The sequence below is a fragment of the Microbulbifer maximicatervae (SeqCode) genome, from assembly GCF_052467305.1.
This window is the reverse complement of record NZ_CP174306.1, coordinates 587,724-599,669: the sequence shown is the minus strand read 5'-3', so window position 1 is coordinate 599,669 and position 11,946 is coordinate 587,724. Positions and strand designations below refer to the sequence as shown.

The following is an 11,946-nucleotide window of genomic DNA, read 5'->3' as shown; positions in this document are numbered from 1 at the left end:
GCGGCTCCTGATACAGAAACCCTTCCCACTTTTAAGGTCCACTACTGGGTATCAGACGATTTCTTTCAGCTTGTTGAGGTAGCGCTCCCAGTCAAACCCCGGGCCCGGGTCCAATTTCCTTCCGGGAGCAATATCCGAATGACTGGCAATTCTATCGATATCAATAGCGGGATAAGCTTGCATAATCGCAGCACTCACCTCGGCAAGTGCGTGATATTGAGAGTCGGTGTAAATATCGGTATCCAAACCTTCCAGCTCAATACCAATGGAAAAATCATTGCAGTTAGTGCGACCTTTAAATTCGGACTTGCCCGCGTGCCAGGCACGACGATCAAGGGGCACGTATTGAGTTACCAGGCCATCGCGGTCGATCAAAATATGCGCAGACACCTGTAACGCAGCAATATCGGCAAAATAGGGGTGCGCGTCGATATCCAACTGCCCCAGGAAAAAGGCATCGATGTAGGGGCCGCCATACTGTCCGGGCGGCAAGCTGATACTGTGAATCACCAATAGATCCACCGCACAGTCTTCCGGGCGGCTATTGCAATGAGGACTCGGAACCCGGCGCGCGCCCGCCAACCAGCCAGACTCCACTTGATATTTCAATCTGCGATCTCCGCTGCAACCTATTGATAGCCCCGGTATCGCCCGAGGCTTCAGCAGTTACCATTCTATGGAAGCGTTGATCGATATGCCAATCTGATCGGAGCAGTATCGCGACATAACTTGCGGAAAACCACTGGCCACTGAGTATCCCTGCTAAATACTCAACGTCCGCTCGTTACATTCCTGAAAATTAGCGCTGCTCACTGCGCTTCTTGCGCACATTGCCAATTACGGACTGCAACGCCCGCTCAAACAACATGCCGTCATCCAGCGGCAACAGTTGTGCCGAACGCAGCGCATGGGCCAGCTCTAGTCGGGCGAATTCGGCGACTTTGGCGCCATTGCGATTAACGAAGATAAACTGGTCGATATCGCGAATTACCGCCGCCAGACGACAACGGAACTGCTCGTCCTCAGAGCGCTTCAGCTCGAACCAACTGCCCTGTGCCAGGCGGAAGGTCATCTGCCAGTGGGGATCATCTTCGTCAAGGGGGGCCAGTCCATCCTGCTCCGGTGCAGCCACCTCTGCGTCGGCAACTGCCTGTTCAAGCTCTTCCATCTGCGGCACAGCCACTTCCTGGGGTTCGGCTTGGACAGCTTCAACAGTAACTACAGCTGGCTCATCTGGAAGTTGATCTTCGGCAGTATCTGAAATCACTTCCCGGGTAACCACAGCTTCAGCGATTACCGCTTCAGTCACTGCAGGTTCATCAACCGTAGCTTCAGTAACATCAGCAGGTCCGGCATCAGCAGCAGTTTCCTGTTCCACGACAGGGGCAACAGGCTTGTCAGCAACATCATCAGCAACAACAGACGCGGGCTCAGCAGATTTCGCTGCGCGCACTTCGCGGGCAACCTGCTCTGCCACTTCACGTTCACGCTGCTCAGCCAATTGCTGGGCCAGGGCAAAGCGCTCGCGATAAACTTCTTTGAGGCCGGAGAAAAGTGTACGCGCTTCGAAAGCGTTATAGGAAAGCGCCTCAATTCCCTCGCGCAATCTCTCCTGTAAAACAGGCAGTAAGCTCAATAACTGTTTGCGGGAATCCGGCATTGGGGCCTGCACACTCCACACAAGATCTCTCGCTGTGCGCACGTCGCGGTTCCAGGCGTCGCTCTCTGTTCCCTCTTTAACACAGGTCAGGAACAGCACGTTGTTCCAAACTTTGTTTAACCAATCCTGTACCACCTGTGGCAGATCCCGCTCTGCAACCAAGGCATCCATTACTGCGGCAACCCGTGCGCGGGCAGCTTGGGTTTTAGCCCGGCCATCCGCCTCATCGACAACGCGGCGCTCCAACATCTCGGCACGCTTGCGCTCGCGGACGATAAATTCGCGCAGGGATTCCAGCAAAACGGCAAAGATATTGATGTCCCGATCAAACTCATTAAGCACGCGCTCAACAATTTCGGATATCTCTTTGTACAGGGGATCGGATTCGTAGTTATCCCCCGCCTGCCATCCGGTAGCGGCATCGGCCAACTCGTTCAGCAATTTGCGCGCAGGGTGGCCGCCTTTACTGAAAAATGACTTGTCTGCAATGGCTACTTTCAACAGCGGCAGTTGCAGGCGACCCAGAAGTGATTTGATTTGGGTGGCAAGGCTGCGGTCCTCCAGGATAAAGGAAAACAACATCTCTACCAGCTTGATCACATCGCTATCGACTTTTGCCAGCGAAGCGGCCTGGTTGGAATCCACCAAGCGCTGCTGTAGCAATTCGCCCACATTCAAAAGCTGTACCGCACTTCCACCTTGATAGTGGCTGCCACTTTGCAGCGCACCCAAGTGGGAAAGCAGATCCCCTGCAGGCATTGGAGTAACACCGGTTGCAGCGGACACTAACCCAGGGGGAAAGTGTCCCGTAGTTGCTACGCCACCTTGCGTCGATGGGTTGCCGGCCACCACGCCACTAGCCCCCCCAGTGGATGCACTGGGAACACTGGGGGAATTGGAGGTACTGTTGTAAGCAGGCGCCTGCCTGGCTGCACGCTGCTGCTCCTGTAGCGATGGCAGCACGCCCTGCTCTATGAGCAGTTGATTACAGAATTCATAGAAGTCGCGCAGCTGCAACATGACCATCTGCTCGAACTTCTTCAGTAGAGTAAGGCGGGCACGAATATGGAGATTCAGTTCTTGAATCGAGTCTACAAAGGCGTCACAAATGACATCAGGGCCCAAGGGGTTGTTCTTGTCATAGACCTTGACCGCATAGAGCGTATCGAGCCTCATGCACAATGCAGTGAGGGGCTCGGCAAAATCGCGCTTAGCCGTGGCCACCATGGTATCAGCAGCGACCAACTGCTCTAGGTCATCATTGTGAACTAGCGATAAATTATCGGAAGCGAAATTGCTTTCAGTCTTTTCTTCCTGGTGAACTTGGAAAGCGCGGGAAACATTCTGGATAAATTGCTCAGCAATATTGCGGCGCTCAACTCGCAACAAGCGTAGCGCCTGGAAAAGCCCATCCTGCTCCTCCTGACCGTGGGCTCGCTCAGCCATGGCAAACAGGGAATCATCCACTTTGCCAAACAGCGCTTTTATTCGCTCCAGTAACTGATCCGTCGCTTTGTCCTTCAGCATTGTTACTGCGGCGGGCAGAACAGCGGGCTTACCTGATGCAGAAATATTGCGCGCTCCACTTTTCTCTGAGAGGGAAACTACCTTGCTGGATTCACTCATTTCCAAGAGGTCCTTCGAATACCGTCCGACTTAAAACGCTGTGGCCAATAGCAAAATTGGTGAGTGGAAAAGTGGTTTTCCAAGCGAAAACGGGAACTTGCTCCCCCGTTAATCGAATCTCCAAACCGCCGATCTCCGGGCGCGATCATCTGTGAAAAATCTGCCGAAGCTCTTGATTTCACTCAAGTTTTGATCGCGAAAGAGCAACGATTCCCAGCCCTGTCCGAGAACAGTTCAGATTGCGATCAAACCTAGCTCTTCGGCATTCTACTAGCGTTATGGGGCTGTTTTACACAGTTCCGCGACATATTTGAGACACCTATCACAGCTATTCGTAGAGCCAACTGCTACTTGCCAATGACTGAGTTGAGCAGTCAAAACCCCGAGTGTTTTGGTAAACTGCGCCGGCGTTAATTTCGAGGTTTCCCAATGCGACCACAAGACACGGCTATTCCCGATATCACTGCCGACCTGCAACGCTCAGTTCAGGTGGCCCTGGAAGAAGATATTGGTAGTGGCGATATCACCGCCCAGCTGATCCCAGAGGACCGCAATGCGCGGGCCCGGGTAATCACCCGCGAAGATTGCACTCTGAGTGGTCGCGCCTGGGTAGAGGCTGTATTCCACGCCCTGGACCCGGAGCTCGTCCTCACCTGGCACTTCGAGGACGGCGACCGCATCAGCGCCAATGCCGTTATTTTTGAGCTGGAAGGCAATGCCCGCGCCATCCTGACCGGCGAGCGCGCTGCGCTGAATTTCCTGCAAACCTTATCCGGTACTGCCACAACCGCTGCGGAGTTCGCCGCGCGAGCTGAAGGCACTGAGGTGAAGATTCTCGACACGCGCAAGACCATTCCCGGTCTGCGCAGCGCACAGAAGTACGCCGTACTTTGCGGTGGCTGCCACAATCACCGCATCGGTCTTTACGACGCCTTCCTGATCAAAGAGAACCATATCTTCGCCGCCGGAGGCATTGAACACGCCGTCGCCCAAGCGCGAGTGATCAAGCCGGAAGCCCTGATTGAAGTCGAAGTGGAAAATATTGAAGAGCTGGAGCAGGCGCTCGCCGTAGGTGTGGACGTGATTATGCTCGACGAATTCAATGATGAAGACACTAGAACGGCCCTGAAACTGGCCAAAGGCAAAGCCAAAATTGAGCTTTCCGGCAGTGTCGACCGGGATCGCATCGCTCAGTTAGCTGAACTGGAAGTGGACTATATCTCTTCCGGTAGCCTGACCAAGCACCTGCGCGCTATCGACCTATCCCTGCGAATCGATCTCTAGCGCCCACAGGACCCATCATCACTGCGCTTAGTGATGGTGATGATGGTGTCCCTGCTCTTCCGTGTCTTCTGCGGGAGCTTCCATCCCGCTCATCTGCCCGTGGTTGGCGTGGTCTCCGTGTCCACCGTGGCCCATAGCCCCCCAAATGGTCCAGATACCAAACAGCAAAATCGCTGCGGCGAAACCATAGCGAACCCCCGGCTTTTGCACGATGCCACGCACCTGCGCCGCCGCAGCACCAGTAGCCAGCATGGCGGGCACAGTGCCCAGACCAAAAGCAAACATCGCCAGGGCAGACCGCTCAGCACTGCCCTGGGCCAGGGCAAAAGTCAGCGCGCTGTAAACCAAACCACAGGGCAACCAGCCCCACAGGGAGCCCAGTGCTAATGCCTGCCCCGCTGAGCGAACCGGCAACAATTTGGCCGATAGTGGCTGCACATAGCGCCAAAGGTAACGGCCCCCTTTTTCAATCCAAGCCAATCCCTGCCAGATACCGCCGATATACAGCGCCATAAGGATCAGCATGATCCCTGCAGCAAATCGCAGTGGAGTTAGAGCGGGCAATATCGCCGCACCAAGGGCACCGGCGAGCGCTCCCATCAGCGCATAGCTACCCAGGCGACCCAATTGGTAAGAGCCCAGCTGCACCCAAGCAGTCTTTTTCCCCGGTGTCGCCATACCCAGCGCTCCGGAGATTCCCCCACACATACCGATGCAGTGACTGCTACCCAAAAAACCGATAGCTAGCGCCGCCGCTAAAAAACCCCAGTCCCCCACTTACTTCTCCTGCTTCCTTTCCGCGTCAGATTTATCCTGCTGAACATCATCGTCATCAAACAAAATGCGACGACCTTCCGTTTCCAGGTCATCGTACTGTCCGTTATTCACGGCCCAGAAAAAGAGCTTCACCGCAAAGCCAACCAAAATCACCGCAATGGGAATCAGGAAATACAGACTTTCCATCAGTTAAACCTCCTCTCTTTCTGTAAGCACGGGATTATGCCGCAGCGCTCACAGGGTTTTCGTCGACTTCCTGTCCGCGGGACAGGCGCAACGCATTTAGCACTACGATCAGAGAACTCAGTGACATACCGATTGCTGCAGCCCAGGGCGGCACCAGACCGCAAAATGCCAGCGGCAGGGCAATCACGTTGTAGCCCAGAGCCCATGCCAGATTTTGCCGCACAATTCGGCGGCATTTGTGCGCCAGCTCTATAGCTTTGGGCAGCACTTCGAGATCTCCGTTCAGCAAAATGGCATCGGCGCGGGACTGGGCCAGATCCGCCGCAGACATCATCGCCACAGAGGCATCGGCACCAGAGAGCACTGGCACATCATTGATGCCATCCCCTACCATTAACACCTTCTCACCATCGCTTTGCAGCTGCTTCATATGGCTGAGCTTGTCCTCTGGCGAGGCACCGGCGCGGTAGTTGTCGATACCCGCTCGCCCTGCCAGCCGCTCAACTTCCGCAGACTGGTCACCACTGAGCAGTTCCACTGAAAGACCTTGCTCAGTCAAACCCTCAACAGCGGTGGTTGCCGAGTCCCGTAACTTATCCCCCAACGCAATCCAGGCAATAGGACCCAGGGAGTCGCCGAGCAGCAGCCACTGCCCCTCCCCTTCGGGTGTAGAAACATCCTCACTGGAGACAAAGCTCGCCTTACCCAGTCGGTAACTGTCCCCCTCGATCTGCCCTTCCAGACCAGCCCCGGTATGAACTTTCAGATCAGTGGCGATGAGATTGCCACGCCAGGCACGGAAGGCCCTGGCCAGGGGGTGATTGGTCTGGGATTCCAGGGCAGCGGCAACATCCTTAACCCGCTGCTCGCTCCAGTTGGCCCGCAGCAAATCAATATGCAGGATTCTCGGCTCACCGCGCGTCAGGGTACCGGTCTTGTCGAACAGCACCCGGCCGATACGCGGCAGCGTTTCCAGTAGGCTGCCTCCAGCCACAAGAAGTCCCAACTGCTGTAAACGCAGGGTGGCAGAGGCCAGGGCAGCAGGGGTTGCCAGCGACAGTGCACAGGGGCAAGTCACCACCAGCACAGACAGGGATACCCAAAAAGCGCGACTGGGATCGATTTGCCACCAGACAACAAACGCCGCTAGTGCCGCGAATAGAACGACACCGACAAAAATACCCGCGACCCGATCTGCCAGGGCCACTTGGTTGGGTTTATCTAACTGCGCCCGTTCTACCAGGCGCTCAATGGCGGACAGGCGAGTCGACTGCCCCGCTGCCGTAATTCGAATAGTCAGGGTGGAATCGCCGTTGACACTACCGGCATAAACCGGACTGCCTGCAGACTTCTGCTGCAGTGCCGATTCACCACTGAGCAGGGATTCATCCACACCACTAACGCCCTCCAGCACCTCCCCATCGGCGGGGATAGTGTCTCCCGGGCGCAATAAGACTTTATCCCCAGCGACCAATGCGGCCACCGGTACATGGACAATATCGTCACCTTGGTATTTGGCCGCCGTCATCGGCAGCAACTGAGCCAGACCACCGCTGGCTAAGCCAGCCCGATGGCGGGCGCGCATCTCCACCGTTCGTCCCAACAACAGGAAGAAGGTGAACATGGAGATAGATTCGAAGTACACCTCGCCGGTGCCAAATACCGTGGCGTAAAAGCTGGCGACATAGGCCATACCAATCGCCAGGGACACCGGCACATCCATACTCAGGTGTCGGGCGCGCAGACTGCGCAAAGCGGCACTGAAAAATGGACGCGCCGCATAGAAAACCACTGGCGTTGCCACCAGCAGAGAAACCCAGCGGAAGTAGCGCTCAAACTCGCCGACGCCCTCTTCCGCTGCAGCACCAAAATACAGGGCGATGGCAAACATCATCACCTGCATGGTGCCGAGTCCGGCGACACCCAGGCGGCGCAGGGCGGCGCGGTGTTCGCTCTGGATCACACTTTCCTGGTTGGCCGCAGTGGCCGGGGCCGGCCGGTAGCCAATCCGTTCCAGTTCGCCAAACAGCTCACTGGGTTTGATCTTGTCGGGATTAAAACCGATCTGGGCACGCTGGGTACTGGCGTTGACAGAGACCTTCTCAATCCCGTCCAACTGCCCCAGGTGCTTTTCTATCAACCACACACAGGCCGCACAGGTAATACCGCTAATCAACAGCGAAGCAATCTTGTTGCCGTTATCCCAGTCGTGGACAAACTGCTGCTGCACTTCCGGCAAATCGTATGCCGCCCAGCGGTCCTGGGGTTGAGCTTCCTCCGGCCTGTCACTCTCCTTCTCCCGGAAGCGATAAAAGCCATCCAGACCACCGGACACGATAGCGCTGGCTACCGCCTCACAGCCTGGACAACACATATCCCGGGCGGCCCCGTCGATAACCACCGAGTGGTTGCTGCCGGGAGGGACTGGGAGTCCGCAGTGATAACAGGTGGAGGAAGACGAAGTCATTGAGTTACTGCGTTCAGTGGCGCGGCATTGCCGAGATCGAAGTTGATTTCACCTTTCAGGCGCCAGTTGGCGTCCTGATGCGCATCGGGATCGAGTTCCGGCATCAAGCGGAGATACCAGCGATTCCCAACGCCTTCAGGCAAGGTGCCCTGGTAGCGGCCCACGGAGAGCTGGGAGAGCTCGATATGCTTATCCAGGTCAGACTCCACCGGGTGGCTCAATGTGAGCAGTAGGGCCTTGGGGTAGTCGAGGTCGCCATTCAGCTCCACGACAACCGATTTTTCAGACGGCTGAAACTGGACCAAAGCGGCCAAACCCAGCTCTTTCGCACGCAAGTCCTGCTCGGCGCTGAAGTGATACATGCGGCTGTCTTTGTAGTAAGTATCACTGACTTTATCGTCAGCAAAGCGCACCGCTATCGAGACTGTAATTGTGGAGACAACCACCACTGTAATCAGTGGGGCCAGTACCATCCACGCCCAAGGTTCCCGGTACCAGGGTTTTGGGGTTGATTCATTCATCGCGTTACCAAAAAGTTACCGTTTGTGCACAAAAGTCGAGCCCGCCTGGGCGGGCCCGTACTTTGCAACGGGATTGGCGTCCCGTCTACTGCTTTGGACCAATAAACACCGTTCGGTGCTTATCAACCAGCTCAGGATTGTCGACTGCTTGGACAACAATCTCGATATCGTGCTTGGTATCCTTCAGCTGGTCTCTGGGAACGCTTACCCGAATGGGAACGGAGAACATCTCTCCAGGCACCAGGTAAATCGTCTTCGGCTTGCGAATGGAGTAATCGTATTCAGGCTTACCTTCCACCTTTATGGTGAATTCGTGGGGAGCCTGATCCATATTGTTGATTTTTACCGTGTAGACATTTTGCACCTGTCCCTGGGACTCACGGAACATACGAGCACCGCGGTCGCGAGTGATTTCTGCCTCGATTGGGCTTCGAGTCATCACTTGCTGTGCAAACAGGCCGGTCATCGCAACCAGTATCAACGCGTAGCCAAATAGGCGCGGGCGCAGGAAGCGGGTCTTTCCACCCTGCAATTCGTCCTCAGAGGTGAAGCGAATCAAGCCCTGCTCATAGCCCATCTTGTCCATCACGCTATTACACGCATCGACACAGAGGCCACAGTTGATACATTCGTACTGCATGCCGTCGCGGATATCGATATCCACCGGACACACCTGAACACACCAGTAGCAGTCGATACAGTCGCCCATACCTTCCGCCTTGTAATCCACGTTCTTTTTGCGCGGACCACGGGTCTCACCCCGCTTGGCATCGTAGTAAACCGCCAGCGTATCCTCGTCGTACATCACCGACTGGAAACGGGCATAGGGGCACATGTATTTACACACCTGCTCACGCAGGAAGCCGGCGTTCATATAGGTGGCAAAAGTGAAGAAAGCGACCCAGAAAACACCCTGCGGGTGCGCGTTAAACGTCGCCAGATCCACCACCAGCTCGCGCACACCGTAGAAATAACCCACAAATGCCAGTGCAGTTGCCAGCGAGATCAACAGCCAAATGGTGTGTGTGCCACCCTTGCGCAGAACCTTTTCCAGGTTCCAGGGGGCCTTATCGAGCTTCATTCGCTTGTTGCGATCGCCTTCACAAACCCTTTCTGCCCAGATAAACATCATGGTCCAGACAGTCTGCGGACAGGTGAAGCCACACCACACCCTGCCCAGCAATGTGGTGACCGCAAACAGCGCGAAGGCGGCAATGATCAGCAGCCAACCTAGAAGGAAGCCGTCCTGGGGGCCGAAAGTAGTCCAGAAAATATGGAATTGGCGGGTGGGGAGATCAAAGAAGACCGACTGGCGCCCGTCGATATTGATCCAGGGTAGGAAGAAGAAAGCCAGCAGCAAAGGCAGGCCGGTATATTTGCGAACACGGGTGAAAACACCCTTGATATGTCGGATGTAGACTTTGTCTTCCGACTCATACAGCATGCGATAGCGAACTTCGCCATCACCTTCCTGTTCCTCACGGGTTGGAATTAAATCACTCACACAAACCTCACTCTCGCACGGGCACATCTTGTACGTGGGCCAGGTAGCCCCTTATGTTGAGGCTTTTTTCTCCGTCCCTGCAGCGCCCGGAGTCCCTTGATAAAACAAGGCCCAGCAAATGCCGGGCCTCAATAGTTAATTACTGCTTTTCTTCTTCCTGCTGGGACAGGCTGTAGACATAGGCCGCTACGAGGCGGATTTTGTCTTCACGCAGTTTATCTTTTTGCGCGGGCATCATATTTGTACGGCCACCGCGAATAGTGTGTTGGATCTGTTCGCGATTGCTACCGTATAACCAGATGTCGTCGGTCAGGTTCGGCGCACCCAGCATTTGGTTGCCTTTGGCATCCATACCGTGACAAGCCATACACACGGTGTTGAATACCTTCTGACCTTCGGCGGCCATGGCGGTGTCGTGCTCCAGGCCGTTCAGGGAGAGAACATACTCTGTCGCATTTCTAACACCTTCTTCACCGATCACCGGACCCTGAGGAGGCATCATGCCCTGACGACCGTTGTACAGGGTTTCCAGGATTTTCTCCGGGGTGCCGCCGTACAGCCAGGCGTTATCAGTCAGGTTCGGGAAGCCGAAGTTACCGCCGGCATCTGCACCGTGACATACCGCACAGTTGTTAGCGAAGATCCGGGAACCCATCTTGATGGCTTCGGGGCTCTGCGCAATTTGCTCGATCGGCATATTTTCGTACTTACCGAAGGTTTCGTGGAATCTCTCCTGAGCCTTGGCCTGGGAAGCTTCCAATGCACCGACAGAAGTCCAGTCGCCAACACCTTTGAAGTTACCCAGACCCGGGTAAACCACCAGATATCCCGCAGAGAACACCAGGGTGGCGACGAACAACATGAACCACCACTTGGGCAGCGGGTTGTCGTATTCCTCGATGCCGTCGTAAACGTGGCCCGTGGTTTTGTTTTCCGGTTCAGCCTGGTCATCCACTGCCACCTTTCGGTTGGCGAACAGTACCCAGGTAATCAACGCCAGATTGGCGAGGGTGAGCACAATTACCCACACACTCCAGAATGTACTCATTACTTATCCTGCCCCTGTTTTCGATTGGCTCCGGGTTTATCCCCGGAATTGGATTCGTCCTGCTGAGCGGCCGACTTGTCCTTGTCGGCTTGTCGCTCTTCATCGGCAAATGGCAAATTGGCATCTTCTTCGAAGCGCTTCTTGCGCTTCGGAGAGAAGGCCCACCAGCAGATAGCCAGAAAAGCCACAGAGCCCAGAACCAGACCGATTTCCCGCAAAGTTTCAATAGTCACGAGTTTCCTTCCTCGCTATTAGCGTTTTTGGGTAACCAGGGTACCCAGCTGTTGCAAGTAAGCGACCAGCGCGTCAATTTCCTTGACCTTGCCACCTTTGAAAGGCTCAGCGGCGTTGGCGATGTCGTCATCGGTGTAGGGCACACCGACGAAGCGCAGCGCTTCCATCTTACGTGCGGTGTATTCGCCAGTTACCACATTGTCGAACAACCAGGGGTAAGCAGGCATGATTGACTCAGGCACAACGCTACGCGGGTTGTACAAGTGCGCGCGCTGCCATTCATCAGAGTAGCGTCCACCTACGCGCGCCAGGTCTGGACCGGTACGCTTGGAGCCCCACAGGAAGGGGTGCTCGTAAATGGATTCCTGAGCCATGGAGTAGTGGCCGTAACGCTCAACTTCCGCACGCAGAGGACGAATCATCTGAGTGTGGCAAACGTGGCAGCCTTCGCGAATGTAGATATCGCGACCTTCCAGCTCCATTGCTGTCAGCGGCTTCTGCCCCGGCAGCGGCGTGTAGTTATCCTTGGTAAAGAACTGCGGAACGATCTCAACCAGGGCGCCGAAACTGATGGCGATAATGGTGAAAAAGATCATCCAGCCGATGTTTTTTTCTACGAGGTCATGATTCTTCACGATC

Annotated in this window: 11 protein-coding genes; 1 reads left to right on the top strand and 10 read right to left on the bottom strand. The window is 55.4% G+C overall.

From position 1 onward, the window contains the following. Positions 1–51: 51 nt before the first annotated feature. Together ampD and ACJJI4_RS02630 are read right to left on the bottom strand one after the other, a co-directional pair. A complete protein-coding gene (gene ampD, locus ACJJI4_RS02635) occupies positions 52–609 on the bottom strand; it encodes a 1,6-anhydro-N-acetylmuramyl-L-alanine amidase AmpD (RefSeq protein WP_413664710.1) in 558 nt (185 codons plus the stop codon). A 190-nt stretch (positions 610–799) separates the two neighbouring features. Next, entirely contained in the window at positions 800–3,286 is a 2,487-nt protein-coding gene (locus tag ACJJI4_RS02630) for a DUF1631 domain-containing protein (protein ID WP_444926952.1), read from the bottom strand. A gap of 429 nt (positions 3,287–3,715) precedes the next feature. Here ACJJI4_RS02630 and nadC point away from each other — a divergent pair, with 429 nt between their 5' ends. Next, positions 3,716–4,570: a carboxylating nicotinate-nucleotide diphosphorylase gene (gene nadC / locus ACJJI4_RS02625; RefSeq protein ID WP_444926951.1), complete on the top strand. Its 855-nt coding sequence runs from the start codon at positions 3,716–3,718 to the stop codon at positions 4,568–4,570. Between the two features lie 27 nt (positions 4,571–4,597). On the opposite strand, the gene ACJJI4_RS02620 is transcribed toward nadC, so the two are convergent. From ACJJI4_RS02620 to ccoO, 8 genes are all read right to left on the bottom strand, one after another. After that, positions 4,598–5,347, bottom strand: a complete 750-nt coding sequence (locus ACJJI4_RS02620; RefSeq protein WP_444926950.1) for a sulfite exporter TauE/SafE family protein — start codon at positions 5,345–5,347, stop codon at positions 4,598–4,600. Then, positions 5,348–5,533 (bottom strand): cbb3-type cytochrome oxidase assembly protein CcoS, encoded by a 186-nt coding sequence (gene ccoS, locus ACJJI4_RS02615; protein WP_108732140.1) that lies wholly within the window; start codon positions 5,531–5,533, stop codon positions 5,348–5,350. Positions 5,534–5,567: 34 nt separating this feature from the next. Next, positions 5,568–8,000: a heavy metal translocating P-type ATPase gene (locus tag ACJJI4_RS02610; RefSeq protein WP_444926949.1), complete on the bottom strand. Its 2,433-nt coding sequence runs from the start codon at positions 7,998–8,000 to the stop codon at positions 5,568–5,570. Next, a complete protein-coding gene (locus ACJJI4_RS02605; RefSeq protein ID WP_413664705.1) occupies positions 7,997–8,521 on the bottom strand; it encodes a FixH family protein in 525 nt (174 codons plus the stop codon). Before ACJJI4_RS02605 ends, ACJJI4_RS02610 begins: the two co-directional genes overlap by 4 nt. An 85-nt stretch (positions 8,522–8,606) precedes the next feature. After that, positions 8,607–10,025 (bottom strand): cytochrome c oxidase accessory protein CcoG, encoded by a 1,419-nt coding sequence (gene ccoG, locus ACJJI4_RS02600; protein WP_413664704.1) that lies wholly within the window; start codon positions 10,023–10,025, stop codon positions 8,607–8,609. A gap of 139 nt (positions 10,026–10,164) precedes the next feature. Further along, a complete protein-coding gene (gene ccoP / locus ACJJI4_RS02595) occupies positions 10,165–11,073 on the bottom strand; it encodes a cytochrome-c oxidase, cbb3-type subunit III (RefSeq protein ID WP_444891806.1) in 909 nt (302 codons plus the stop codon). Then, the gene (locus ACJJI4_RS02590; protein WP_413664702.1) at positions 11,073–11,306 is read right to left on the bottom strand and encodes a cbb3-type cytochrome oxidase subunit 3; all 234 of its coding nucleotides are present in this window, start codon (positions 11,304–11,306) and stop codon (positions 11,073–11,075) included. The genes ccoP and ACJJI4_RS02590 overlap by 1 nt, the downstream gene beginning before the upstream one ends. Positions 11,307–11,324: 18 nt before the next feature. After that, positions 11,325–11,942 (bottom strand): cytochrome-c oxidase, cbb3-type subunit II, encoded by a 618-nt coding sequence (gene ccoO / locus ACJJI4_RS02585; protein WP_413664701.1) that lies wholly within the window; start codon positions 11,940–11,942, stop codon positions 11,325–11,327. Positions 11,943–11,946: the final 4 nt, after the last annotated feature.